The organism is Gaoshiqia sp. US2, assembly GCF_059705485.1.
Map to the genome: position 1 here is coordinate 3,540,725 of NZ_AP048550.1, position 25,319 is coordinate 3,566,043.

20 protein-coding genes are annotated in these 25,319 nt (G+C 47.6%); 6 read left to right on the forward strand and 14 right to left on the reverse strand.

The genetic code is table 11. The features are described from left to right. Positions 1-53: 53 nt before the first annotated feature. Complete coding sequence (locus AC6H3C_RS14280; RefSeq protein ID WP_497516074.1) at positions 54-797, forward strand: rhamnogalacturonan acetylesterase; 744 nt, start codon at positions 54-56, stop codon at positions 795-797. A gap of 18 nt (positions 798-815) precedes the next feature. On the opposite strand, the gene AC6H3C_RS14285 is transcribed toward AC6H3C_RS14280, so the two are convergent. Genes AC6H3C_RS14285 through AC6H3C_RS14295 form a run of 3 tightly spaced genes read right to left on the reverse strand, consistent with a single transcriptional unit; the run spans position 816 to position 3,332 of the window. Further along, the gene (locus AC6H3C_RS14285) at positions 816-1,097 is read right to left on the reverse strand and encodes a secondary thiamine-phosphate synthase enzyme YjbQ (RefSeq protein ID WP_497516075.1); all 282 of its coding nucleotides are present in this window, start codon (positions 1,095-1,097) and stop codon (positions 816-818) included. A gap of 30 nt (positions 1,098-1,127) precedes the next feature. Then, positions 1,128-1,709 carry an indolepyruvate oxidoreductase subunit beta gene (locus tag AC6H3C_RS14290; protein WP_497516076.1) on the reverse strand — a complete coding sequence of 194 codons (582 nt, stop codon included), beginning with the start codon at positions 1,707-1,709 and terminating at the stop codon, positions 1,128-1,130. 12 nt (positions 1,710-1,721) lie between these two features. Further along, complete coding sequence (locus tag AC6H3C_RS14295) at positions 1,722-3,332, reverse strand: thiamine pyrophosphate-dependent enzyme (protein ID WP_497516077.1); 1,611 nt, start codon at positions 3,330-3,332, stop codon at positions 1,722-1,724. A 111-nt stretch (positions 3,333-3,443) separates the two neighbouring features. Here AC6H3C_RS14295 and AC6H3C_RS14300 point away from each other — a divergent pair, with 111 nt between their 5' ends. Next, complete coding sequence (locus AC6H3C_RS14300; RefSeq protein ID WP_497516078.1) at positions 3,444-4,790, forward strand: sodium:solute symporter family protein; 1,347 nt, start codon at positions 3,444-3,446, stop codon at positions 4,788-4,790. A gap of 175 nt (positions 4,791-4,965) precedes the next feature. On the opposite strand, the gene AC6H3C_RS14305 is transcribed toward AC6H3C_RS14300, so the two are convergent. Both AC6H3C_RS14305 and AC6H3C_RS14310 read right to left on the reverse strand, forming a co-directional pair. Then, on the reverse strand, positions 4,966-5,511 hold the full coding sequence (locus tag AC6H3C_RS14305; protein ID WP_497516079.1) for a hypothetical protein: 546 nt from the start codon (positions 5,509-5,511) through the stop codon (positions 4,966-4,968). Between the two features lie 13 nt (positions 5,512-5,524). Then, on the reverse strand, positions 5,525-6,931 hold the full coding sequence (locus AC6H3C_RS14310) for an amidophosphoribosyltransferase (RefSeq protein ID WP_497516080.1): 1,407 nt from the start codon (positions 6,929-6,931) through the stop codon (positions 5,525-5,527). Between the two features lie 325 nt (positions 6,932-7,256). On the opposite strand from AC6H3C_RS14310, the gene AC6H3C_RS14315 reads away from it, so the two are divergent. The 4 genes from AC6H3C_RS14315 (at position 7,257) to AC6H3C_RS14330 (ending at position 11,340) form a co-directional block, all read left to right on the forward strand. After that, positions 7,257-8,666 carry a voltage-gated chloride channel family protein gene (locus tag AC6H3C_RS14315; protein WP_497516081.1) on the forward strand — a complete coding sequence of 470 codons (1,410 nt, stop codon included), beginning with the start codon at positions 7,257-7,259 and terminating at the stop codon, positions 8,664-8,666. A 16-nt stretch (positions 8,667-8,682) separates the two neighbouring features. Then, on the forward strand, positions 8,683-9,381 hold the full coding sequence (locus tag AC6H3C_RS14320; RefSeq protein ID WP_497516082.1) for a CPBP family intramembrane glutamic endopeptidase: 699 nt from the start codon (positions 8,683-8,685) through the stop codon (positions 9,379-9,381). Positions 9,382-9,414: 33 nt separating this feature from the next. Continuing rightward, positions 9,415-10,392: an SDR family oxidoreductase gene (locus AC6H3C_RS14325; protein WP_497516083.1), complete on the forward strand. Its 978-nt coding sequence runs from the start codon at positions 9,415-9,417 to the stop codon at positions 10,390-10,392. A gap of 93 nt (positions 10,393-10,485) precedes the next feature. After that, positions 10,486-11,340 carry a pirin family protein gene (locus AC6H3C_RS14330; protein ID WP_497516084.1) on the forward strand — a complete coding sequence of 285 codons (855 nt, stop codon included), beginning with the start codon at positions 10,486-10,488 and terminating at the stop codon, positions 11,338-11,340. 41 nt (positions 11,341-11,381) lie between these two features. On the opposite strand, the gene AC6H3C_RS14335 is transcribed toward AC6H3C_RS14330, so the two are convergent. From AC6H3C_RS14335 to AC6H3C_RS14375, 9 genes are all read right to left on the reverse strand, one after another. Then, a complete protein-coding gene (locus tag AC6H3C_RS14335) occupies positions 11,382-14,615 on the reverse strand; it encodes an ABC transporter permease (protein WP_497516085.1) in 3,234 nt (1,077 codons plus the stop codon). Then, positions 14,612-15,292 carry an ABC transporter ATP-binding protein gene (locus AC6H3C_RS14340; RefSeq protein ID WP_497516086.1) on the reverse strand — a complete coding sequence of 227 codons (681 nt, stop codon included), beginning with the start codon at positions 15,290-15,292 and terminating at the stop codon, positions 14,612-14,614. Before AC6H3C_RS14340 ends, AC6H3C_RS14335 begins: the two co-directional genes overlap by 4 nt. A gap of 51 nt (positions 15,293-15,343) precedes the next feature. After that, positions 15,344-16,633, reverse strand: a complete 1,290-nt coding sequence (locus AC6H3C_RS14345; RefSeq protein ID WP_497516087.1) for a glycosyltransferase family 4 protein — start codon at positions 16,631-16,633, stop codon at positions 15,344-15,346. Between the two features lie 191 nt (positions 16,634-16,824). Next, on the reverse strand, positions 16,825-18,120 hold the full coding sequence (locus tag AC6H3C_RS14350) for a class II aldolase/adducin family protein (protein WP_497516088.1): 1,296 nt from the start codon (positions 18,118-18,120) through the stop codon (positions 16,825-16,827). An 83-nt stretch (positions 18,121-18,203) separates the two neighbouring features. Then, complete coding sequence (locus AC6H3C_RS14355; RefSeq protein ID WP_497516089.1) at positions 18,204-19,568, reverse strand: FGGY-family carbohydrate kinase; 1,365 nt, start codon at positions 19,566-19,568, stop codon at positions 18,204-18,206. Positions 19,569-19,652: 84 nt separating this feature from the next. Further along, positions 19,653-20,921, reverse strand: coding sequence for an L-rhamnose isomerase (locus AC6H3C_RS14360; protein WP_497516090.1), 1,269 nt, complete (start codon positions 20,919-20,921; stop codon positions 19,653-19,655). Between the two features lie 43 nt (positions 20,922-20,964). Further along, complete coding sequence (locus tag AC6H3C_RS14365; RefSeq protein WP_497516091.1) at positions 20,965-23,688, reverse strand: glycoside hydrolase family 78 protein; 2,724 nt, start codon at positions 23,686-23,688, stop codon at positions 20,965-20,967. Positions 23,689-23,708: 20 nt separating this feature from the next. Beyond that, the gene (gene rhaM, locus AC6H3C_RS14370) at positions 23,709-24,023 is read right to left on the reverse strand and encodes an L-rhamnose mutarotase (RefSeq protein WP_497516092.1); all 315 of its coding nucleotides are present in this window, start codon (positions 24,021-24,023) and stop codon (positions 23,709-23,711) included. A gap of 39 nt (positions 24,024-24,062) precedes the next feature. Further along, on the reverse strand, positions 24,063-25,283 hold the full coding sequence (locus AC6H3C_RS14375; protein WP_497516093.1) for a glycosyltransferase WbsX family protein: 1,221 nt from the start codon (positions 25,281-25,283) through the stop codon (positions 24,063-24,065). Positions 25,284-25,319 lie beyond the last annotated feature (36 nt).

Here is a 25,319-nt window from a genome sequence, read left to right on the forward strand (position 1 = left end):
ATTGTCTAATGACCAATTGACTGCTTTTTTAGAATTAAAAACCGGAAATTTTTATGAAGACAAAATTTATCCTGCCCGTTTTCCTGTTTATGGTGTTATGTGCGTTTCAGGGAACAAACGAAAAGAAAGTCCGTATTTTTATGATCGGCGATTCAACCATGGCCCACAAAGCGCCGGAGAAAGCGCCGGAAACCGGTTGGGGAATGGTATTCGGAGATTTTTTCAATGACCAGGTGGTCATCAGCAACCATGCGTTAAACGGACGAAGTACAAAAAGTTTTATTGGCGAGGGGCACTGGCAAACGGTTTACGATCAGCTGCAAGCGGGCGACTATGTCTTCATCCAGTTTGGGCACAACGATCAGAAAGATAAAAGTCCCGACCGTTTTACCAATCCTTTTACGACTTACCGGGCCAACCTCGAAAAATATGTTCGTGAGAGTCGCGAAAAGGGGGCTATTCCCGTTTTATTAACGTCGGTGGTGCGCCGTAACTTCAACGAAGAAGGCACATTAGTGGACACACACGGCCTTTATCCGCTGGTGGTGCGGATGGTTGCCCGGGATATGCAAGTGCCGTTTATCGATCTGCAACTATTGACTGAGCTGAAAGTGACGGAACTGGGACCCGACAAATCAAAAAAACTTTACCTCTGGATCGAAGCCGGTGAGAATGCCAATTACCCTAATGGAGTGCAGGATAACACCCACTTTAACCGGAACGGGGCCTCAGAAGTAGCCCGCATGGTAACCGATGAACTGAAGAAGCTCGGGCTACTTGAAAATGATCTGAAGTAACCAATCCCCTTCTCCCAATCAACTGTAAACCGTCAACACCAGGCGGCGTGAGCCGCCGTGATTGCGGAATTCGCACAGGTATATACCCTGCCAGGTGCCTAAATTCAGCTTACCGCGTGTAATTGGGATGGTCAGTTCGGCGCCAATCAGCGATGATTTAAGATGAGCAGGCATATCGTCGCTTCCCTCGTAAGTATGCGTGTAAACCGGGTGGTCTTCCGGGACCAGTTTATTCATAAACAATTCGAAATCGGTCCGGACCGACGGATCGGCATTTTCATTCAGGCTGATACCTGCCACATGAACTGTTTCGCCCGAGACTTCCCTTGTCTACCTGTTTTCTTCGGCAAAACGGCGCCCGGCATGAAATGCATCCAGGTTCAATTTCACAATATCTTCGCCTTTCTTCTCAAAAATAGTGCGTATACCGTCCTCTATTTTCTGAAATTCAAGATCAATAAAGGGCGAAGCAGCCCCGAGCATCACCATATTCGATGCGCGTACATTGCCCGCTTCTTTGGCAAGCTGGTCGGCATCAATGGCTACAAAACGGCTCAAACGACGGACTTCGGCCAAAATTTCATCAACTTCGGGATAATTTCCAATATTTATGAAAGGGTTGGTGTTGGTAACCAAATAGCCCCTGGCCGACAAAAACGGCAAGTACCGCAACGATTCCATCGGCTCAACCGATAAAATTAAATCGGCAGTACCCAGCTTAATCAAATCGGAAGCGATTGGCCGGCTGGATATGCGCAGGTGCGAGACCACGGCCCCGCCCCGTTGGCTCATACCATGTGTTTCGGCCTGTTTCAGGTACAAATTTTCCTGCAAAGCGGCCATTCCGAGTACTGCCGCGATCGATAAAATTCCCTGTCCGCCGACCCCGGCTAATATGATATCTGATTTCATTCTTTTCCTGTTTTAATGGTTTGCATGACGGTTGATGTTTCTTTTTCGGCGGCTGGCGCGCTGGATACATTCGCGGCGCGGAATAATCACCGAAACGCCTTCATAAGCCAGTTCTTCGCGGAACAAACGCACCATCTCATCGTGGTTCTTTTTCAGGGGGACAATCACGCGAATGTGTTCCGGATCAACCCCCACACCGGCACAAATACTTTCTATTTTCCCGTAAGCCGACGAATCCTGCCCTCCTGTCATCGACACCGACTCGTTATCGGAAATCACGATGGTGATATTGGCATTTTCATTCACGGCATCCAGCAAACCGGTAATGCCCGAATGAGCAAAGGTGGAGTCGCCGATCACGGCTACAGCGGGAACCAGGCCTGCATCGGCAGCGCCTTTGGCCATCGTTATGGAAGCGCCCATATCCACACAGGAGTTTATGGTTTGAAACGGCGGCAAAGCTCCCAGCGTATAGCAACCGATATCCGAAAACACGCGTCCCTTTCCGTATTCGGCCAACACTTCGTTCATGGCCTGGTAGGCATCTATATGACCGCACCCCTGGCATAAAGCCGGAGGCCGGTTTGCAACCAGATCCGGAATTTTCAAGCCTTCGTAAACCTCCCGCCCGAGCGCTTTGGCCACATGATCCGGGTTCAGCTCTCCGTCGCGGGGTAAGGTTCCGTCCAGGCGTCCTTTTACCGGGGTCCCGTTGGCGAAAAATCCTTTGAGTTGCTCTTCCACCAGGGGATAGCCCTCTTCCAACACCAGGATTTCGTCGCACGACTCGTTCAGTCGTTTCAGCATTTTCTCGGGGATGGGATATTGTGATACCTTGATAACCGGGTAAGGACAGCTCGTTTCCTGGTAATTTTCGAGCAGATAATTATACGATATACCGCAACAAACTATGCCGAGGCTTTTGTCTTCACCGTCGATGTATTGGTTATAAACCGACTCGTCGCTGAGTTTGGCCAACAGGCTTTGCTTATCCAGCAATCCTTTATACCGACGTCGCGCAATAGCCGGCAACAGAATAAACTGCTGCGGATCGGCGGGTAAGTTCAGTTTATTTTCGGGCAACACCTCTTTACAAACAACACCCGAGCGTGAATGGGCCAGACGGGTGGTAATCCGCAACATGACCGGCAAACCGGTTTCTTCGGAAAGCCTGAACCCGTCGTAGGCCATATCGTAAGCTTCCTGCTGATTGGACGGTTCGAGTACCGGGATCATCGCAAACTGGCCATAATAGCGCGAATCCTGTTCATTTTGCGACGAGTGCATCGAGGGATCATCGGCCACCGTTACAATTAAACCGCCGTTAACACCTGTGATTGAGGAGTTAATAAATGCGTCGGCAGCCACATTCAGCCCCACGTGTTTCATGCAGGCCATGGTCCGTTTACCGGCATAACTCATTCCCAGGGCTGCTTCGTAAGCCGTTTTCTCATTGGCCGACCATTTCCGGTGAATATTCCGCTCTTCGGCCAGCGGGTTCTCCTGAATATATTCGGTGATTTCGGTTGAAGGTGTTCCGGGGTAAGCATAAACGCCTGATAATCCGCCATCAATTGCTCCCTGCCCGATTGCTTCGACACCTAAAAGTAAATGCTTTTGCATAGCTGATTGATTGATTTATTTTGGCTTTCAAAATTAGCATCCTGACACTTAGAAACAATCTAAATTGTCAGCTTCTCAAGTTGAAGGCATTTTCCTATTTTTACTGCAAGTATGAAATTAACCATCCTTGCCACATACGGAATTGTTTTGCTGCTGATTGGCATTTATTCAGCCTTTCGCATCAAATCGCCGGTGGATTATTTCGTTGCCGGAAAACGCAACGGACTGTTGCAGATTTCGGGTAGTTTACTGGCTTCTATTCTGGGAGGCTCGGCTATTCTGGGAACGGCCAACCTGGCGATGGAGCAAAGCTGGGCGGCTACCTGGTACCTGCTGGCGGCCTCGGCCGGACTGTGGTTGTTGCTTCCGCTTGTGCGAAAAGTAAACCGCCTGGGCAAATTCACCCTGACCGACCTGATTGGCCGCTTTTACGGCGAAACGGCCCGAAAATCGGCTTCGGTCATCATCCCGCTGGCCTGGACCGGCATTGTTGCGGCACAGGTGATTGCCGCCTCAAAAATACTGGTCAGCATTTTCGGACTTTCGTATGAAAACGGCGTGTGGTTGTCGGGTACAGTGTTTATCGCCTACACGCTGATTGGCGGGCAGGTATCGATCCTGAAAACCGATTTTCTCCAGGCCATTGTCATCCTGCTGGGAGTTCTTTTCTCGGGCATTTTTTTGTATTTCGAACAAGGTACCCAGGTTTCGCCCATCGCGTCGGCTTTCCCGTTCAATGCCGGTTTCGGCCCGGTTGACTTGTTCATCCTCTTTCTGACCTTTTCGAGCACTTTCGTGGTTGGCCCCGATATTTACTCGCGCGTGTTTTGCGCGCGCGATGAGAACACTGCCCGTAAAAGTATCCTGATCGTGGCAGCCATCCTCATTCCCTTTGCTTTTTTGCTGACTTACCTCGGCGTGTTTGCCGCCGAGAACCTGCCCTATGAACAGCTTCACCGCTCGGTAGCCTTAATTGAACTGATTGATTTTTACCTGCCCGATTGGGTCGTGGGCCTGATGGCAGCCGCCCTGCTCTCGGCCGTGCTTTCGTCGGCCGATACCACCCTGCTGACCGCCTCCATGATGCTGAGCGAACTGTTTAACCCCGACATCAACAACCGGAAGTCGCTGAACGAAACCCGCCTATTTATCGCACTTGTCGGCCTGGCCAGTATGGTGATTGCCCTGAAAGTGACCTCCATTATTGGTACTCTTTTGCTGGCGCTGGCCTTTTATTCCGGGGCCTTTATCGTTCCGTTGATTGCCGCGCTGACGAATATGAAAATCAATAAAAGGCTAAGTATTCCCGCGATGGTCATTGGAGGAAGTCTAGCACTCACCGGGAAAATCCTGGTTTCCAACTTCGGGATCAGCTGGGGAAACTGGCTGATCGTTTTGGCCTTCGCCATCAACTTCGTGCTGCTGAAAATTCCTTCAACCCGGACAAAAAACGGATAAAACGTCTTACGCTGGCGTGGTTTTTAACCACGCATTCAACCGGCGATTTTTAATCGCCGCACCCGAATGTCGGATAAGGCAATAGCCCCGTACCGTCCGGATTAACCGAGAAACAGGCGGAAAGCACCGCAACGATTTAATCATAGCCGCAAAAACCGGTTCCTTAACATCCTGATCAATTCGCGCGGGACAGGCTGTACGAAAGAAACAATACAAAATACGACTGATCTTCAATTCCTTCTTTAAAGTTTTTGTTATAGGTGTATTTCATTCCAAGCCCGAGACGTTTAAAAACAGTCATGTTCAGTTTAGCCTGCAAGGGAATATGCAACAGGTTATTGCCGTCGCTGTAAGTTAAAAGCGGTAAACCCGAGCCGCTTTGTTGTTGCTCGAAACCCCTCCCCGACGGGTCGAACATAATGGCGCCACCCGCCGAAAGCATCAGGTACGAATACTTGCCCAGTTTAACGTACGGGCCAACTTTTACCCCCAGTTCATGAAACTCAACCGAGTTTTTATCGGCCCCCAGGTTATACGAAAGCTCCACGGCAAACGACTCGGAGACGGCAGCGGTATAGGCCACATTAAACACGGCATGCACCTCCTGCGGGTACCAGGCCCCGACTCCGGATTCAACAAAACTAAAACTGTCTGTTCCCTGCGAAAATGCAAGCTTGCCAAACAGGATGATGGCAAAAATGATTACGTTTATTTTTTTCATACGGGCATGTCAATTAAAAATAACTCGATCCGTCCCAGCAGTGGGTGCAAAGCTTTTCTTTGGGGAGACCGATGGCAGCAACCAAATCGTTGATTTTTTGAAATTTAAGCGTGGTTAAACCGAGGTTTTCCCTGATTTGTTCAACCATGGCGGCATACTGCCCGTTACCCGATTCGGAATAGGCTGCCAAATCGGCATCTTCACGGCCTTCAAGCTGTTTGATGGCCTTACGGGTTGCCAGATCGAGGCTGGTGCGCGAGCGGCTGAAATTCAGAAATTCGCAGGGATAAGTCAGCGGCGGACAGGCAATACGCATATGGATTTCTTTGATTCCACCGGCATGCAAATGGCATACATTATCTTTCAACTGGGTGCCGCGGACAATGGAATCGTCTAAAAAGATGCCACATTTTCCTTTGATGACAGCCTGGTTGGTAATCAGTTTCATTTTAGCCACCAGGTCGCGGGTTTCCTGGTTCTGCGGCATAAAACTGCGGGGCCAGGTGGGTGTATATTTCGAATACGGACGCTTCAGCGGGATCTGTTTTTCGTTGCTGTATCCCATCGCATGGCCAATGCCCGAATCGGGAATGCCGGCAACGAAATCGGCCTTCACATCGTCGTTTTTGGCCAGGGCAGCGCCGCAGCGGTAACGAACTTCATCCACATTGATGTTTTCGTAAAACGATGGCGGATAGCCGTAATAAACCCAAAGGAACGAACATACCTGCATTTTGTCGTTCGGTTTACGCAGTTGGGTATAGCCCTCGGCCGTAATTTCAATAATTTCGCCGGGGCCAAGCAAATAGTCCATCTCGTAACCGAGATTCGGGAAAGCGCTGGTTTCGAACGAAACAGCATAGGCGTCCTTCTTCTTACCCAGTATAATCGGTGTCCGGCCTAATTGATCACGGGCGGCAATCAAACCTCTTTCTGTCATAATCAGCATGGAGCAGGAGCCTTTAATCATGTCGAAAACATGATTGATGCCCGACAGAAAACTATCGCATTCGGCAATCAGCATAGCAATCAACTCCGTCGGGTTAACAGTGCCCTGGCTTGTTTCCGAAAAAGTGAGCCGCTGTTTCATACAACGTTCTTCCAATTCGTCGGCGTTGGTGATTTTACTCACGGTAACAACAGCAAAACGCCCCAGGTGAGAGGTCACCACGATTGGCTGGGCCTCAAAATCGCTGATCACGCCAATCCCGCAGTTGCCCGAAAAACCTTTGATGTCGTTGTCAAACTTATTTCTGAAATAGCCGTCTTCGAGACTGTGGATTGCCCGTTGAAAACCATGTGTTTTTGAGTAAAAGGACATTCCCGCCCTTTTTGTCCCCAGGTGAGAATGGTAATCGGTGCCATAAAACACATCCATCACGCAATCCTGCTTTGATATACTTCCAAAAAATCCGCTCATAATACTTTTATAACAATCGTTAAATACCGGTAACCGGACATCAGGGCGACAAGTTAATAAGATTTGCTTTTTTTTTAACCGAAAAGATGATGTTAATACAAACGGGTTATCAACAAGGTAATTTTTTGAATATCATCGTTGCAGAGAATGGTACCCCGGAAAAGAAAGCCAATCATACCCCGGGGAAATCGCCTTTAACGATCTAAAGGTTTTTGAAGTATCCGGTTCCCCTTCCATACCCACCCGTGGAGGGTTCCACATGAAATGATTTAGAAAGACGTTCATCGTAGAAAGCAAAATATTCTAAAAGCGATTTCCCTTAATCATGCCCGGTTTTGTCGGTAATTTTCATAAGTTTGTTTATTCATTTTCGCTTGTAACCATGATCAAAAAGATACAACAAACCTTTGATCAATACCATATCTTGCTGTATGTGGTCAAATGGTTTTTCCTGGTGCTTCCGGTTGCTTTTGTGGCCGGATCGTTTGTCGCTTTATTTTTGTTTTTGCTCGAACAGGCAACCTTATTCCGCTGGAGAAACGAATGGCTGCTTTATTTTCTGCCGCTTGCCGGTGTCGCGATTGTTATGTTGTACCGCTTCAAAGGCAAAAATGCTGAAGCGGGAAACAACCTCGTGATGGACGAAATACACAAACCCGGCGGGGGGATTCCGGCCCGGATGGCTCCCTTTGTGTTGATCACTACGGTTGTCACCCACCTGTTTGGCGGTTCGGCCGGACGCGAAGGTACTGCCGTGCAAATCGGAGGCAGCGTGGCTAACCTGATTGGCAAAAAAATGAAGTTGAAAAAAGAAGATCTCCGTATTTTGCTGATATCGGGTGTGGCAGCCGGCTTTGGGGCTGTTTTTGGCACACCGGTGGCGGGAACCATTTTTGCACTGGAGGTAATGGCCATTGGCCGTATTAAATACGATGCTTTATTGCCTGCTTTTTTTGCTTCGGTGATGGCCGATAAGGTCTGCTCGGCATACGGAATCGGGCATACGCATTATCACATTAATTTTCACGAACAGGCAAGCGCGGGGGCATCTTATTTCAATTTTGACCTCTCCCTCATTTTATATGTTGTGCTGGCAGGCGTATTTTTCGGACTGGCCGGTTATGCTTTTTCCGAGCTGTCGCATACCATAAAAAGCCTGGTGAACAAATATATTCGCCGGAAATTTATAATTCCGGTGCTGGGGGGCTGCGCAGTGATCGCCCTGTCGCTGATCCTCGATACCAACGACTATTTAGGGCTTGGCGTTACAAGCTCCGACCGAACCGGAAACAGCATTGTCAATGCGTTTGTTCCCGGCGGTGTTGATTCCTTCAGTTGGTTCTGGAAGCTGTTGTTCACGGCCATCACCTTAAGCACCGGCTTTAAAGGCGGCGAGGTTACCCCGCTGTTTTTTATCGGCGCCACTTTAGGCAATACCCTGGCAACAATCACGGGCAACCCGGTGGAGTTGTTTGCCGGTTTGGGTTTTATCGCTGTATTTGCCGGCGCTACCAATACCCCCCTGGCATGCACCCTGATGGGGGTTGAATTGTTTGGAGGCGAACACGTTTTATACTATGCCATTGCCTGCTTTATCGCTTACTATTTCAGCGGGCATTCGGGTATATACAGTTCTCAGCGGGTCAGCGTTTCGAAAGCCGGTTTAAATGATCAGCTCGGCGAAAAAAACACATTAAACGATATTCGTAAAAATAAAAAGAATGAAGTGGATTAAATAAAACCGATGCACGATGGTTAACAATGAACTTTGGATAGCGTTGGGAACAGCGCTTGTGTGTGTGGCTGTCAACTTTTTGGCAAACGCCATCCTTAAACAAAGGATAAATGCAAATCGCCGGAATGAGTGGCCTGTCACCTTACAACGCTTAACCGGGGTAGTCAATTTCGGCGGACTGCCCTTGCTGATGATTGTTTTGTTTTTACCAACAGCAATGTCCGATTACGGATTGATGGTCAGCCAGCCGCTGGCAACGCTTATTTGGTTGTTTATTATGGGTGGCATTATCGTACCGCTTGGCATTTCACGTGCGAATAGCCCGTCGAACCTGGCAATGTACCCGCAAATACGTCATCCTGAGTGGAACTTGAGACTGCTTGTCGGCAGCGCGCTTAGCTGGGCTGCATACCTGCTGGCGTACGAATTTTTCTTTCGCGGATTTTTACTTTTTGCCTGCGCACGCGCTGTTGGCCCCATACCCGCTGTTATAATCAACGTCGTTTTATACGCGATTGCCCATATCCACAAAGGCAAATTCGAAACCATAGGAGCTATTCCGTTAGGAGTCATTTTATGTATCGCAGCCCTTACAACCGGCTCAATCTGGGTTGCTTTCGGGGTTCATCTCATCATGGCCTGGTCGAACGAGTGGGCATCGCTCGCATACCACAAACACATTTCTTTTAAATCAGGAAAACACACAGCGGATTAAGCGTTATGCTGTAATTCTTTTAAATGAGTTGATATGAATATATTGGTAACAGGAGCAACCGGCTTAATTGGCAGTCAGCTTTGCCTCAAACTGGCCAACGAAGGCTACCAGGTACACGCCTTATACCGGTCGGTGGCAAAAACACATGACCTGGATCATCCGTCCATCCGGCTGTTTGAAGGAGATATACTCGATCCGGATTCGCTGAATAAAGCCATTTCCGGATGTCAGGCTGTTTTCCACCTGGCTGCCTTTGCCCGGGTTTGGGATAAAGATCCTCAAACTTTTCGCCGGATCAATGTGCAGGGCACATCCAATGTGCTTCAGGCGGCCCGCGATGCCGGTGTGAAACGCTTTGTACTCACATCAACTGCCGGGGTTTACGGTCCTTCCATTGACGGAATAATTACTGAACAAACAAAAAGAACCATCCCCTTTTTTACGGCCTACGAAAACACCAAGGCCGAGGCTGAAAAGCTGGCGCTGAACGCTTCAACCGATCATCCGGAAGTAATCATCGTAAACCCAACCCGCGTATATGGGCCGGGCCTGCTGAGCGAAAGCAACGGCGTTACCCGTTTGTTGAAGCTTTATACTGAAGGGAAGTTCGGTATCATCCCCGGTAACGGCAAAAGTATTGGCAACTATGTTTTTATTGACGATGTGGTTGAGGGGCACCTGTTGGCCTTTAAGTATGGCCGGCCAAATGAAAATTACCTGTTGGGAGGCGATAACGCCAATTTTAACAACTTTTTCAGTTGCGTGGCGTCTGTTACCGGCAAACAGAAACCAATGATCCGCGTTCCTGAAAAAGTATTAATGGCAATTGCTTTTTTGTTTGAACTGCGCACTTCGGTTTTTCGGACAGCTCCCCTGATCACCCGCGAATGGGTGAAGCGATACCTGTACCATTGGGAAGTTTCGAGTCAAAAAGCCATTGCCGAATTGGGCTACAAAATAACCTCGCTGGAGGAAGGCTTAAAAAAGACCAGTGACTGGCTAAACAGCTGACCCCTAAAATGCGGAGAGAGTCAAAATCCGGATGCAAAGAGTCAGCCATAAACTTTTTATTGAGCAAGGTGTTTTCATTCTAAAATGAAGCGCATGCGGACGATAAAACGAATACACAAACCTGTTTATGAGCCTATTGAAGATCTGATTACCTACCGGGTGATCCCAACGCCATCAATTACTTATCTCGATCCGTTCCTGTTTTTAAATCATCACGGGCCGCAGGTGTATAAAGCCAGAAACAAAGGGCTTCCTTTTGGGCCCCATCCGCACCGCGGCATGGAAACCGTTACCTTTGTGCTGAGCGGCGATATTGCGCATTTCGACAGCGGAGGCGAGAAAAGTATTATTACAGCAGGCGGAATCCAATGGATGACTGCCGGGCGAGGCCTAATTCATTCGGAGATTTCCTCGGATGAATTCAAGGAAAAAGGCGGGATGCTGGAGATCTTGCAATTGTGGATTAACCTGCCTGCGTATATGAAGATGACGGAACCTTTTTATAAAGGGCTTCAAAAAGAAGCCATCCCCATCGTCCATTCCGACGACGGGACGGTGAAAATAAAACTGATTTCCGGCTCATACAAGGGGATTGAAGGACCTTTCCATTCGGCTATTGGCGTCCATCTGGGAACGATTCATTTTGAAACCGGGGCCGAATTCAGTTTATCTGTTCCAAAAGAAGAAAATATCTTTTTTTACCTGATCGGCGGAGAAATGTCGGTCAACGGCCGGCTGATACCGGAAAAGAGCCTGGTCGAATTTCAAAACGATCATACCCAAATTGATTTGCTGGCTACAAAAGAAAGCTGTTTACTGCTTGGACATGCTTTGCCGTTAAACGAGCCGGTGGTGTCGCAGGGCCCGTTTGTGATGAATACACAGGCCGAAATCAGGCAGGCTTACGAAGACTATCACGCCGGTAAATTTGGGCGTTGGAGGCATTGAGTAGTGAGTAGGGAATCTTTAATCTTTAATCTAATCCACGCTTATTCATTGCGCAAAGCCTCGTATAAATTGCCGCGTACAGATAAGCGGTTTCCGGTAAACACCCAAAACCAGGCGCTGACCAGCACAAGCGCGAATAGTCCCAGGCTCCGGTAAATCAGGCCCGGATACAGGGACGAAAATAAAACGGGAAGACCCGACAAAATTGCCGGAATTAATCCGGTAAATAAGGCCAATGATACGATATAAAGGTTTCCGTACAGAATCATCTTTCGAATTTTCGCCTTTCGGTAACCGGTGGCTTCAAGCAGAGCAAATTGCGCACGTTTCTCGAAAATACTCCGGTAAATGATAATCCCTAAGCCAATAGTTCCGATTAATAAACCTAAAGCACCAAGCATCAGGAAAATATTCAGATAGGTATTTTCAATCTGATAAAACAGCAGCAAACGATCTTTCGCGCTCGAAATTTCCATCCCGTAGTTCCGAAATGCAGAACGAAGCGCCTCTTCATCGTCGGCATCCGCCTGAATTAAAAACAGCCCGGAACCGCTCACCGAGGGAAAATTGTCGTAAAAATAATGATCTGCAATCAGAATATTCCCCTGGAATACCGAATTGTCCAACCCGCCAATTAGTTTCAGCACAAGCTGTTCACCGGCTTCATTCTGATAAACCAGCGTATCCCCTACCGATTTGCCCAGGCCCCACTTAATCACGGTTTGGTCGGCAATCGCCGGTATCTGACCATTTGTCAGTTCTTTTGTTAACGACAGCCAGGGATGTTCCGGGTCCAGGTCGTCGGTTTGTGTAACAAACGAAAAGGCCTGTCTCCGGTCGAACGCAAGCGGGTCAAAACCCAGCAGGCGGGGACGTGAAATCCGGTTCAGGTTCAGGCAACTGCCATCGTCGCCGGGTGCAGCCTGAAATTGGACAAATTCTGCATCCAAATCTTCCAGTCCAACTTCAAACCGGCCTTCCCGGGTGTTTAAATCAAACAAAACGGGGAAACTGCTTTCGGCAAAAAATTGATATCCGCCGGTTCCCGAGCCGGGCTCATCTGCCCGACTAAGCAAATCTTTTCGGTTCATTCCGGTAGCGAGCACCAGAAATACGCCAACCGAAAGAAAGCTGACCATTAACACGTTCCTGCGTTTATCGGATAACATCAATGAAAATACCAATGATTTAAACGACATTTTTTTGGCCGGCCTACTCATCATTTTGCCAAACCTCCACGATAACATCAGAATTAAGCCGGGCAAGAGTAGAAACCCGCTGATAAAAAAGAGCATCGGATTTATTTCGCCGCCAGCACCGGCAGTTATAACCACAATCAATGTGATTGCAATGAATACGATGCCCAGGAGAAAGCTTTGTTTTGAAGCTTTGTTTTTTTCAGCACCGAAACGTTGCACTTGCACAGCCTGTTTCCTGCCGTACTGTTTCAGAATAAACCAGATACTCACCAGACTAATCAGGCCAACAAGGGTCGTAGCCTTTACGATTGCACCCGTGGTGATGTGAACGTGCAGAATGGAGGTGCGGACAATATCGTGCCAGATTGAATTAACTGCATTCAAGATCAATCTGTTATAGGCAAGTCCCAGCGGAACGCCCGCCAAACAGCCCGGAATGACCAGAAAAATGGCTTCAATAAAAAACAACCGGCGAATTTTTACAGCCGGAAAACCAAGGGCGTGTAAGGTGCCGATTTCTTCCCGGCGAAAGTTCAGGTACAACTGAAACATAAGATATGCCAGCAATAAAGCGGCAAACAGCACGAAAAAGCTCAGCCCGATGAAAAGCTCCGAAAAATCGGTTCCCTGCGCGGCCGCCTGCAAGCCGTCCTCCTTTGCTTCGGTAAACTGAAAACCAACCTGTTCGGGCTTAAGTTCAGTCAGCGCCAGCTTTTCAAATTCAGCAGCCTGCAATCCATTGACGCGAATAGCGGTGGATGTTCCAAACCGGTTGCCCCATAATTGTTGGGCCTTAGCGAAGCTGACAAACGCTTTTGGTGTACCTTTATATTCATTCCAGTAATTTTCGTCTTTTTGCCTGATTTTAGACAGATCAACCGGAACACCGGTTTCCCAGTCGCTGCAATGACCGGCATCCGACAACCCCGGAATTTCGGGCATCAGGTTGATGTCGGCCCAGCTCCCTTCCCTGTTAACGATACGGGCAACCCGAAACCAGGCTGTTTTTTCGACCAGTTGCCGAAGCGGGCCAACTTCAAAATAATTTAACTGAAGTGAATCTCCGGGTAAGGCTTTTAAATCATCAGCTAACCAATCATTTAAAATTATTTCATCATCAGCAATATTTAACTCTTTACCCGGCAAACCGGCGATAAACGAATACGGAGTTGATTGATCTCTATGCCTGATTTCATTGACAAAGTAACTGAATACCAGAACGGAATTCGGAGCCGATTCTGACAAGCGGTCAGCCACCGCAGGTTCAATAAAAACCCGACCTGAAATCAGTTCGGTGTATTGCAATGCCGGATTTTCACGAATTTCCAGACTCAGATCTTCCAACTGCCAATGGCGGGAAAGGCGCTCCGCCAATTCCGGTTTTGACAAACCTGAACCGTGAACAAGGATTAAATTGGCTTTGCCGTTGAGTTGCATTTGGCGGTTCAGGAAATCGAGCGATACAAATATATTTTTAGGGGCCGACTGGATGTTCTGCAGATTGAAGTTTCCGCTTTGCCCCGCAGTGGCAACCGCTTTCACTTTTACCCGGAATGACAGCGTACTTTCATCGGCCGAAACAAAAGGGGTATTGGCCGGAAAAACTGTTAACTTATTAACGCGCACCAACAGTTCTTCGCCAAGGTCAATTCCGAGGATTTGCGCCAGTTGCTCGTTGATCACCGCTTCATTTCCGGCAATTGTATATAAATTCGGATCTTCTGTGAATGCACCGAACCCTGAATCAATTCCCCATACCTGCACCTGATTAACTCTGGCCTCTCCCCCGTTCAAAACAGCCATCCCGTTTGTGAAGAGCATGGGACAAGCCGGCAGGTCATCTTCAGTCAACTCGTCGGCCAGCGCTTTCCTGAAAAGCCGTTCCCCTCCCGAAATCAGCCAGTCGGTATTTCCCAGGCGTTGCAGGGTAATTTGTTTCAAACTGTGCGAAACGGTATCGCCAATCACGAAAGCTCCTAACAAAATAGCCGTGCTGAGGGCAATGCCCAGCATTACGGTAAGATTGAGTTTCCAGAAGTGAAGCAGCGATTTTAGGGCATATCGGAGTAGGGTCATAAGCCGGCTGATTGCAGTTTACCATCGGTCAATTGGTAGATTTTATCCATTTTTGAAGCCAGTTCCATCGAATGGGTAACGACGATTAAGCTCACCCGGTCGTCTTGATTTAACTCCAGGAGCATCTTCGTCAGTTGTTCGGATGATTTTTTGTCCAGGGCCCCGGTTGGTTCATCGGCCAACAAAATCCTGGGTCTATTGATCAGTGCGCGAGCCACCGCCGTTCGCTGGCACTCACCGCCGGAGAGTTGCCCCGGGTTCTGATGCTTTAAAGCCGCAAGCCCAAGCTTAGCGATCAGTTCTTCCGCCCGTTGCAGCGATGGTTGATCGATCGCTGATTTTCCTGCCAGCGCCGGCACCAAAACATTCTCGAACAAATTGAGCTGAGGCAACAAATGATGCAATTGAAAAACAAAACCCACAAAGCGATTTCGGAATAGGGCCAGTTCTTTTTCGTTTTTATGAAAAACCGGCTGACCATCGATCAATACCTCGCCGGAATCCGGCCGGTCTAATGCCCCTAAAAGATTAAGCAGAGTGGTTTTTCCCGAACCGGAGGGGCCAACAATAGCTACCCGCTCCCCTTCCTGAACAGTCAGGTTCAGCTGATCCAAAATAACCCGTTTCTCTCCCGAAGCTGAAGTATAACTTTTAGTAACGTCTCTAACTTCAAGCATATGAATAATTTCAAATATCCAATTCCCAATTAAACAATGACTACTAACTAATTAACCAATCACCTTCTCATAAATCGTTACAAGCTTCTCTGCCTGTTTATGAATGTCAAATTGCACTTTCACCCCGGCTAAACCTTTCAGGCTCATTTCATGCAGTTTATTTTTATCGAGGACCAGGCTTTTCCAGGTTTTAGCCAACTTTTTAGGGCTGTTTGGCCGATAGGTCATTCCACCGCCATCGGTTAAACCAATAATCTCCGGGAAAGCGCCCAACTCAGGCTGCACCAGCGGTATGCCCGAAGCCAGGGCCTCCAACTGGTAAAGCCCAAAAGCTTCGCCATTCAGCACCGGAACAGTCAGCAGGACCACCGAATTGAAAAATTTTTGCCTTGATGTTCCTTCAAATTCGTCTACCCAAAACACATCCTGTTCCAGTCCGGCTGCAGCAATTTTCGTCTTTTGTTCTTTGATAAATAAGGTATCGTCGTTGGTCTTTCCACCCGTGATTTTCAATTTTACCGGTTTATATTTTGCTTCTTCTTTTAAAAGAATGAAAGCATCCACCAGGATACCGAGCCCGTTTTCTTCACACATCCGCGAAATATAGCCGATAACCGGTTCTTTATCACGGATATCGATTACCTGGTAATCTACGGGATCGACACCAATGTAATTGATATGCAATTGTTCCTCGCGGATATGCAGTTTTTTAGCCATTTCACCGGCATAATACCGGCTAACCGAAACAAACGCATCAACTTCCCGGCCCCGTTCCTCCATCAATCGCCATACTTCTTCCCGGTGCTTTTCGCTCATCACGTCCACCCACACATCCTCATCCTGAAGCGAACAAACCACCGGGATGTTCAGTCGCTGTTTAATTCGCCGCGCCAAACCCAGCAACAAGGCATTCGACAGATGAACCACATCGGGTTTAGCTTCGTCGCGAAGCCATTCGACCAATCGTTCAAGCTCCTCTTTTTGAAGACCATCTTCGCCCAGCAACATGGATACGGTCATTTCTTCGAGACCTTTTGCCCGGGTCGATCCGGCATTTTGGGCAGCTAAGTTGAGCACAGGCTTCGAGTTCAACATTCGATCAACGAATGCCGGCATGTATCTGAAAACCGGAAAGCGTTGTTTCAGGTAAATATCTACAGCGCCGTAAAATACAGGCACTTCAGTCAGGTCGCTGCCATCCTCAAAGATGGGCAAATACAAAGGAACTTTAACGACTTCCTGACCTGCATCCTTCAGTGCTTTCATGTACTTGCTGTCGCGCAGGCAATTTCCGCAATAAAAGCTACCTCCTGAACCGGGTATGATATGTGCGATTTTCATGGAATTACAAATATGGCCATCATTTAAAAAGAAATGACAGATTTACTTTCCGAAAAATAATTTCCTTTCGAAGTTAGTAAATAAACCGCTAACAGGCAGAAAATGTTGAAAAGTCATGTTTATCTCACCGAAACAGGAGATTCTGAAACATTTTGCCGACGTAACGAAAAATTGGAAATAAATCCGGCTGATCAGCCTAAAAACTTTTTCCTCAAATCTTCAACCTGCTGTGGGTTTATCGGAATTAAATTGCCTAAAGAAGCGCCCAATGTCAGGGACTTCGCACTAAATTCGGCCACTTCGAGGCGGTCGAAGGTTCCCAGCAGTTTGTCGCCGGTGATCAGCACCGAGTCGTTATTAATGATGACAGCCGGCGTATTTTTCGACAGGATGTTCAGGATTGTTTCCTGCCCTGCAAAATGAGATCCGAAAGGCACATTGGGCACATCCTGCAGGAAAATCCAACTTTCGGGGATGGTGCGAACGTCAAATTTTGTGTCGGTCACACTGTAAGCCATCAGGTAAGGAGTTTGCGTGAGGATGATGGAATTTACATGCGGGTTCCGCTTGTAGATTTCCTGGTGCAGCCAGGTTGAACGGCTCGGAATTTTACCTGGTTCGCGTTTGCCGTCCTTAATTTGCACGATATCTTCGTTTTGAATATCCCAGCGCGAAACTGTTGGAGGGGTTATCAAAAAATCGTTGCCGCGCCAGCGTACCGAAACCGTTCCGTACGAGCTGATCATCAATCCCTGATCGCAGGCCCGGTGAACAATCCGGGTGATTTCTTCGCGTATGGCCCGTTCGTCCGACGAGTATTCAACTGAAGCCATCTCGGGCAACAGGCGCGGAATCTGGCTTTCAAACTCGTCAATCTGGTCGTCGGAGAGGTACTTGGGTTTGCCAATGGTGCTGCCGTAAATAATGGTCCGCGCACAAAATTCGAGTGTTTCGAAACGCTGAAATGCATCGTTCAGGTCCGACCCGCCAACTACTGTCCCGTGGTTTTCCATGATCACCGCGTTGAAGCCCTTGCGAAACTCTTTGGCAATTTCGTCGCCAAGCCTGTTGCTCCCGGGAAGTTCATAAAAAGCATAACCAATATCGCCACAAATGTATTTTGCCTGTGGAATGATATTGGTATTCGGAATCTGGCGGACAATACTAAAAGAAACCAGTGCAGGCGGATGCGCATGGATGACCGCTTTAATTTCGGGGCGACAATCGTAAATGGCCTTATGAAAAGGGTATTCGGATGACGGCTTATGGCGGCCGTCAATTTTTCCGTCATTCCGCACACAAACAATATCGGAGGGGCGAAGCGAGCCTTTGTCAATTGCTGAGGGAGTTACCCAGATGTCGCCGTTCTCATCAATGATGGAAATATTTCCGCCTGACGTGGTGGTTAAGCCACTTCGGTAAATCTTGCTGATAATCATCGTGATCTGATCACGGGGATGCATCAATGCGGTGTCTAATCTTCTCATCTTATCGGTCACTTAACAGGTTAACAATGAAGTTATTTGATGAATTTTTGTCCGTATTTTGTTTTCAATTTTTTACAGCAGAATCACCAGGTTTTCAGCCCCAGATCGAGTTTCGACAAGTCGGCTCCCTCCAGGGTATCGGCAATAACGAGGGCTGCTCCAAGCGCGCTGGCGTTATCAACTTCAGAGGTGTATACTTTTTTTCCGGAAAAGTGTTTGGCCAAAAGCCGGATAAACAATTCATTTCGCGCAAAACCGCCTGATATATAAATGTTTTTGGTTTCATCATTTCGGGGAATAACCAGCTTAATTGCCTGAATACAAAGATTTGTCAGTTCAATAAGCAGTTTGGTGTAGGCTTCATCGTACGTATTAAAAGCGGCCAGCCTGACTGATTTCAGCCCTTCTTCAAAACTTTCTTTTCCTCCCGGAAAGAAAACAGCCACTCGCTGATTCATCTGCATTGCAGAATTGACGAGCTCTTCGCTGTAAATTACGGTTTTAAATCGTCCGGGTTCCACCTGAAAATGTTCAGCCAGTTTCTTTGCCCACTCCTCGTGAAAATGCCCCATAAACAGGCGCGACGATTTTACCTGCTGCATCTCCGGACTCAAATAACACAGACAATCCTGCTCCAGTTGTTCAGCCGTCAGCGGTTCGCTGTTAAACGGATTCATGCTGATACACCAGGTTCCGGTAGACACTAAAATAAATTTTTCCCGGCTACCCTTCAAATAAGGCACCAGCGAGGCTGAACTGTCGTGCATACCGGTTCCTGTCAGAACAGATTTATCAGCCAGTTTTGTTTGAAAAACAACCTTATTGTTCACCGGTTGCGGTAACAAAATCCCTTTGTCCGAGAGCCACTGATGATAGCTCATTTGGTCGAAATCCCAAAGAAAGGTATGGCACCCGATGGAGGTTGGCTCTGCAACAACCTGTTTACAAAGCGAATAAGACAAATACTGCGGAAAATGCAGAATGGACCTTGTCCGGGAAAAAATTTCCGGCTTTTCCTGTTTCAGCCACAAAATCTGAATCCCCGAATTCAGCAATAAACCAAGTGCGGGACTGGCCGTTTTCCGGCAAAATTCATCCTGCCCGCCATATTCATCAAACAAGCGATTGGCAATTGAATCGGCCACCGGTTTTAAGTAGTTGTAAACCGGTGTCAGCCGGTTGCCTTGTTCGTCCAGAAACATCAGGGAGGCGCCGTAGGTCGAGAAATTCACCGCAACCAGATCAAACTCGCCGCTAACGGCCAGGTTGGATAATTCATCTTTCATCCAGGAGGTAATCAGGTCAATATCATCACATTCAAACCCGTCGTCGTCGGTTATAACCGGAAACTTTTGCTCCTGCTGAAAAACCATTTGCAGATTTTCATCAAAGAGCAAAAGTTTTTTATTTGTTTTTCCTATGTCAAAAACAGCAATTACTTGTTTCATAAAAATAGATTAAAGCCGGGATACCAGACAAAATTCGTCATCCGGTATCCGGCATTCCAGATCACGTATTGATTTCTTTACAAATTATCGTTTGTCCAACACGTCTTTTTCATACTGTTGAATTTCGGCAATATAGCCGATACCAACCGGAACATTTTCCTGTAAACAGTAAAAATCCCATACCGCACTGAACGGCATTGTTTTCAATTCTTCGAGCATGGCTAAACGTTCGAAGTTTTTCCCTGCCTCTTCCAAACCAACCAGAGTTTTGGTCGGTTCAAGCATGGCAATCAGAAAAGCTTTTTGTGCCGCGCGGGTTCCGGTTACGTAGGCGCCAATCCGGTTAATTGATGCGTCGAAGAAATCCAACCCGACATTAACGCGGTTCAGGTAATTGTTCCGGACAATCTCGGAAGCAATCAACTGCACATCTTCATTGAGTGTGACCACATGGTCGGAATCCCAGCGAATAGGCCGTGTTACGTGCAAAAGCACTTCATCAATAAATTGAAGGCAAGCCGAAATTTTATCTCCTACCTGCTCGGTTGGATGGAAGTGACCATTATCCAAACAGATGAGTTTGTTATTTTGGATGGCATAGCCAAGATAGAAATCATGTGAGCCTACCGTCATTGATTCGGCTCCGATACCAAACAATTTACTTTCCACCGCATCTTTCATGTGTGCTTTCGGATAGTCTACCTTCATGGCTTCATCCAGCGATTTTTTCAACAAAACGCGATGCCCGTTACGATCGATCGGAGTATCTTTTGATCCGTCGGGAATCCAGGTGTTATGAACGCATGGTGTTCCCAGCTGTTTGCCGATTTCGGCTGAAATAGCCCGGCAACGCTTCAGGTGTTCCACCCAGAAACGGCGGTTTTCTTCATTTTTGCTTGATAGAGTGAACCCGTCGGCAGCTTTGGGATGAGAAAAGCAGGATGCGTTGAAATCCATGCCGATTCCCTGTTTTTTGCACCAATCAATCCAGCTCTGGTAGTGTTTGATCTCTATTTGATCGCGATCGACCAATTCTCCGCCAAAATCGCCGTAAATCGCATGAAGATTCAGCCGTTGTTTTCCGGGTAAAAGGGATAATACTTTTTCCAGGTCGGCGCGAACTTCGGCAATACTAGCGGCCTTTCCGGGATAGTTGCCGGTAGCCTGAATACCGCCGCCCGAAAGCGCTGCATCGGGAGTTTCAAACCCGCCTACATCGTCGGTTTGCCAGCAATGCAGCGAAATCGAAACTTCACTCATCCGTTTTAACACCGCATCGGTATCGACCCCCAGTGCGGCATACTGTTCTTTGGCTATGTCGTAAGCCTTTTTTACCAATTCTTTGTTACTCATTTTAATCAATTTAATTCATGTGTTTCATCTCTTCATCAACAATTCAGAATCCGGCCGCAGGATAACTGAAGCGGTAGTTTCCTGAGCCTAATTCGATAACCAGTTCATTGTCCAACTGTTGTATTCTTTTTTTCATTTCACTGTTCAATGGCGAAGCATTCAGTTTCAGCTCTCCGGCTTTTGCCTGCGGCAAGCTCACTGTCGCCGTTGTGTTGGCAGGAACAGTCACTTCATAAATAAAATTTTCTCCTTCAACGCGCCATGCCGATTTAACCGGACCGTACATGGAAAGAAGTTCTGCCCGGGCATTCGTCAATCCGCCGCCGGGATGAGGTTTCAGTAAAATGTGTTTATAGGCCGGATACTGCGGGTCAATATTAATCCCGGCAACATGGTTGTACATCCACTCGCCAATGGCGCCGTAAGCATAATGGTTAAAACTGTTCATGCCAACGTTCTGGAACGTACCGTCGGGCTTCTGACCGTCCCAGCGTTCCCAGATCGTTGTTGCTCCTTGTGTTACCGGATATAACCAGGATGGATATTCTTTCCGGTTCAGCAACATAAACGCCAGCTCGTCGTATCCGTGAGCCGACAAGGTTTTGCACAAAAGCGGGGTTCCCACAAATCCGGTGGTCAGATGCCTAAACTTCCTGACGTCGTCGGCCAGAAAAGCGGCGGCTTTCGGAACCAGGTTTTCAGGAAGAAGATCGAAGGCAAGCGCCAACGAATACGCAGTTTGGGTATGAGAGGCCAATCGTCCGTTTGGCGTAACAAACTCGGCATTGAAGGCTTTTTTAATTCCGTCGGTCAAGAGGGAATATTTTTCCGAATCTGCCGTGTTTCCGATAATTGAAGCAATTTTGCTGAGTAATTTTGCCGAATAAAAATAGTAAGCAGTGGCAATCAGGTCTTTTTCGGTCGTTGCGCCGGTATAGTCGGAACGATCGCTGGCAAAGGCGAGCCAATCGCCGAAATGTTGGTCTCCGGTCCACAGGTGGTCCTCCCCTGCCCTGTTTTTCATATAGTCAACCCAGGCTTTCATGCTCGGGTATTGTTCTTCCAAAATACGTTTATCGCCGTATGACAGGTACATTGTCCAGGGGACAACAAGGGCAGCATCTGCCCAGGCAGTAGAACCGCCATCTCCTTTCAGAACATCCGGAATAACATGTGGCACTCTCCCGTTGGGTAGCTGGTCGGCAGCGAGGTCTTTCATCCATTTGGTGTAAAAACCGGCGACATCATAATTAAAAGCGGCCGTCATGCTAAAGACCTGAGCGTCGCCCGTCCAGCCCAGTCGTTCATCACGTTGCGGGCAATCGGTCGGCACATCCAGAAAATTGCCGCGTTGTCCCCACTGGATATTCTGCTGCAACTGATTGATCAGCGAATCGGAGCAAGCAAATGTTCCTGTTTGTTCCATCGCCGAATGAATGACAACTCCTGTCAGGTTTTCCAATGACGGTGTTCCCGGAAATTCTTCCAGTTTTACATACCTGAACCCGTGAAAGGTAAAATGCGGTTCATACACTTCGTGGCCTCCGCCTTTGAGGATATACACATCGGTGCATTTAGCCAAACGCAGGTTGTCGGTATAAAAATTGCCTTCCTTGTCGAGCACTTCGGCAAATTTAATAACCACTTGGTCTCCTGCTTTCCCCTGTACGCTCAGGCGGACCCATCCAACCATGTTTTGGCCCATATCGAACACCGTTTCTCCTTTGGGTGTGGTCATCAGTTTAATGGGTTTGATTTCCTGAACTGCCTTTACCGGAACGCCTTGCGGCGCCGTCAGTACGCTTTTGTTCAGGTCGGGTACAGCCACTTTGCCCCATTTACTGTCGTCAAAACCGGCGCTTGACCAACCGGGCATTTCCAGCCGGGCATCGTAGGTTTCGCCGTTATAGATATCGGAGCTAACGATTGGTCCGGTGCTTACTTTCCAGTTTTCGCCGGTAGCGATGGTTTCCGTTGTTCCGTCGGCATAGGTAATGACTAACTGGGCCAGCAAGGCAATTTTGTTACCATAATACCCGTTTTCGTTCCCCCAGCCGATATTGCCCCGGTACCAGCCATCACCCAAAATGGCGCCCACGGCATTTTTAGCTTGAAGCAATGCCGTTACATCGTAAGTCTGGTACTGAAGCCGTTTGTGATAGCTGGTCCATCCCGGGGTAAACAAATCACTGCTTACTTTTTGGCCGTTCAGAAACAGTTGATAAAGACCGAGCGAAGTAACATAAACCCGGGCATACTGAACTTTTTTGCTGATTGTAAATTCGTTTCTGAAGTACGGACTGGGCTTCGACCGAACGTCCAACTCCGAAGGATTCGTGATCCAGGAAGCTTTCCATTCGTCGGAAGAAAGAATCCCGGTTTCCCAGTAGGCCGGGGCGCTCCAGGCAGTGGTGTTGTTCTGCCTGTCCCAGATGCGCACTTGCCAGTACGCCCGTTGCATCGATTTCAGCGCCGGGCCGCCATATTCAACATTGACCGACTGATCCGATTCAACCTTTCCGGAATTCCAGATCAGTTTACCTTTCTGATCAGTGACTTTAATTTCATAAGCTGTTTGTATCACATTTTGGCCGTAGGACTGAATTTGCCAGCTAAGCCGGGGTTTCTGAACATCGATACCAACCGGATTGACGAGGTATTCGCAAATCAGTTTTCCAACCGTATTTTTTGCAGAAACCGAAGATAATAATCCGACAGCCAGTATGAGTGTCAGGAAAAATCGAAAAAGATGGTTTATTTGTTTCATTTTGTTAGGATTAGTTTAGTTTATTCCATGTAAAATACTTCTTCGAGCGGAATGGTAACCGGCGAATTATCCGGTCTGGTTTTCATGATGTCGGCCATGTAGGCCCACCATTTCTGAACGATCTCCGTTTTTCCAAGATCCTGTGAACCACCACGCCCGCTTACCTTTTGAAATGCAAACAGAGTATTGGTTTCTTCATCCAGAAAGATCGAGTATTCGCTGACCCCTGCATCTTTCAATAATTTTTTCAGTTCCGGCCAGATTTCATCATGCCGTTTTTTATATGTTTTCTTTTGACCTTCGTTGAGGTACATTTTAAATGCTAATCTTTCCATTTCTTTAAAAATTATCTGTTATTCAGAATTTTACCCGGGTTAGTCTCCGTTACCCATCACCTTTTTAACCGCTTCCAGGTAACCGAATCCGTGGAGCATGTCGGGCAAAAGGTAACTGCCTTCGACCCATTCGTTCCAGGCGTTGATGGTAATCAGTTTGGGTTGTTCGGGATGGCTGTCGGCATATTCCCTGGCTTTGGATAGTAAGGTTTCAAAACTGGCGGGCGTATTGTGATAATGTACCACGTCTTTTATCCCTTTTGCCGGGAATCTGGGGGTATCGTCCCAGCCAATAGAGACACAGGGAAATAACGGCACATTCAGGATCGAATCCATTTGAGTTCTTATTTTTATTGAATTGGCGCCGTAAACCAGGTAATCTTCATGCAAGCCTCCCATGTTATACATGGCCACGCTGTTGAATCCCATTTCTGTTACCTTTTCAGAAAACTGTGTCGCTGCTTCTTTCGACATGACAGAACCCCCGCCTTGATTCCATTGGATATGCAAGCCCGGAAATCCGGCTTTTTTCACTTCTTCCCTAAAATAATCCAGCGCTTTACGGGTTTCCTGTACGCTTCCGCCAAAACTTTTCAGCAAATTATCTACACTGAAAACGGAAAACACCGGCTGTCCGTCGATTTTTAAATAGTTGGGCTGTTTAAAGTACTGCGAGATTACCCGGTCAACGATGATTTTGAAGTTTTCGTCATCGACCACTCCGGTCCAAAGCAACGAGGTATCGTCGGTATACTTATGCACGTTCCAGTAGTTATGCTTTACATCGTGGTTGGCCCACATGATGTAGAACTGCATTTTCGAATTATTTTTTGCTTTCAGGAATCCATTATTAAGCGAACTTTCCAGAAACGGGCCATTGCCGAACCAATACCAGTCGAACACAAAGGTATTGACGCCGTGGCTGGTGGCTGTATCAATCCACCGCTCCATGACCTGCGGATCATCATCCATTTCGTAGCCCCACAAAGGCAAACGAGGCTGGTAATGCCCGTCAAAACGGGGATTACCTTTTTTGATGATTTCCCACTCACCCGTACCTTCGGGCCACAGCATGTCGCCAAAACGTTCGTCATGGTGACACGATGGCCAAATATAGGCAGCAACGATATAATTATTTTTTTCCTTTGGGGCCGCAACTTTATCTCCGGACGAGGTACACGACAAGAAAACAGAAAAAACAGTCGAACAAAAAACAAACAAGCTATTCCTTCTTAAGGATGAGATATTTATTTGTTTCATTTTTCTTCAATTTTATGGTATTTCTATGTTCTGGCA

Excerpts from the sequence above, each read along its gene's own strand:
- AC6H3C_RS14280 (WP_497516074.1), top strand. The coding sequence starts at position 54 with ATGAAGACAAAATTTATCCTGCCCGTTTTCCTGTTTATGGTGTTATGT.
- AC6H3C_RS14290 (WP_497516076.1), bottom strand. The coding sequence starts at position 1,709 with ATGAAATCAGATATCATATTAGCCGGGGTCGGCGGACAGGGAATTTTA.
- AC6H3C_RS14295 (WP_497516077.1), bottom strand. The coding sequence starts at position 3,332 with ATGCAAAAGCATTTACTTTTAGGTGTCGAAGCAATCGGGCAGGGAGCA.
- AC6H3C_RS14300 (WP_497516078.1), top strand. The coding sequence starts at position 3,444 with ATGAAATTAACCATCCTTGCCACATACGGAATTGTTTTGCTGCTGATT.
- AC6H3C_RS14305 (WP_497516079.1), bottom strand. The coding sequence starts at position 5,511 with ATGAAAAAAATAAACGTAATCATTTTTGCCATCATCCTGTTTGGCAAG.
- AC6H3C_RS14310 (WP_497516080.1), bottom strand. The coding sequence starts at position 6,931 with ATGAGCGGATTTTTTGGAAGTATATCAAAGCAGGATTGCGTGATGGAT.
- AC6H3C_RS14315 (WP_497516081.1), top strand. The coding sequence starts at position 7,257 with ATGCCCGGTTTTGTCGGTAATTTTCATAAGTTTGTTTATTCATTTTCG.
- AC6H3C_RS14320 (WP_497516082.1), top strand. The coding sequence starts at position 8,683 with ATGGTTAACAATGAACTTTGGATAGCGTTGGGAACAGCGCTTGTGTGT.
- AC6H3C_RS14325 (WP_497516083.1), top strand. The coding sequence starts at position 9,415 with ATGAATATATTGGTAACAGGAGCAACCGGCTTAATTGGCAGTCAGCTT.
- AC6H3C_RS14330 (WP_497516084.1), top strand. The coding sequence starts at position 10,486 with ATGCGGACGATAAAACGAATACACAAACCTGTTTATGAGCCTATTGAA.
- AC6H3C_RS14335 (WP_497516085.1), bottom strand. The coding sequence starts at position 14,615 with ATGACCCTACTCCGATATGCCCTAAAATCGCTGCTTCACTTCTGGAAA.
- AC6H3C_RS14340 (WP_497516086.1), bottom strand. The coding sequence starts at position 15,292 with ATGCTTGAAGTTAGAGACGTTACTAAAAGTTATACTTCAGCTTCGGGA.
- AC6H3C_RS14345 (WP_497516087.1), bottom strand. The coding sequence starts at position 16,633 with ATGAAAATCGCACATATCATACCCGGTTCAGGAGGTAGCTTTTATTGC.
- AC6H3C_RS14350 (WP_497516088.1), bottom strand. The coding sequence starts at position 18,120 with ATGAGAAGATTAGACACCGCATTGATGCATCCCCGTGATCAGATCACG.
- AC6H3C_RS14355 (WP_497516089.1), bottom strand. The coding sequence starts at position 19,568 with ATGAAACAAGTAATTGCTGTTTTTGACATAGGAAAAACAAATAAAAAA.
- AC6H3C_RS14360 (WP_497516090.1), bottom strand. The coding sequence starts at position 20,921 with ATGAGTAACAAAGAATTGGTAAAAAAGGCTTACGACATAGCCAAAGAA.
- AC6H3C_RS14365 (WP_497516091.1), bottom strand. The coding sequence starts at position 23,688 with ATGAAACAAATAAACCATCTTTTTCGATTTTTCCTGACACTCATACTG.
- rhaM (WP_497516092.1), bottom strand. The coding sequence starts at position 24,023 with ATGGAAAGATTAGCATTTAAAATGTACCTCAACGAAGGTCAAAAGAAA.
- AC6H3C_RS14375 (WP_497516093.1), bottom strand. The coding sequence starts at position 25,283 with ATGAAACAAATAAATATCTCATCCTTAAGAAGGAATAGCTTGTTTGTT.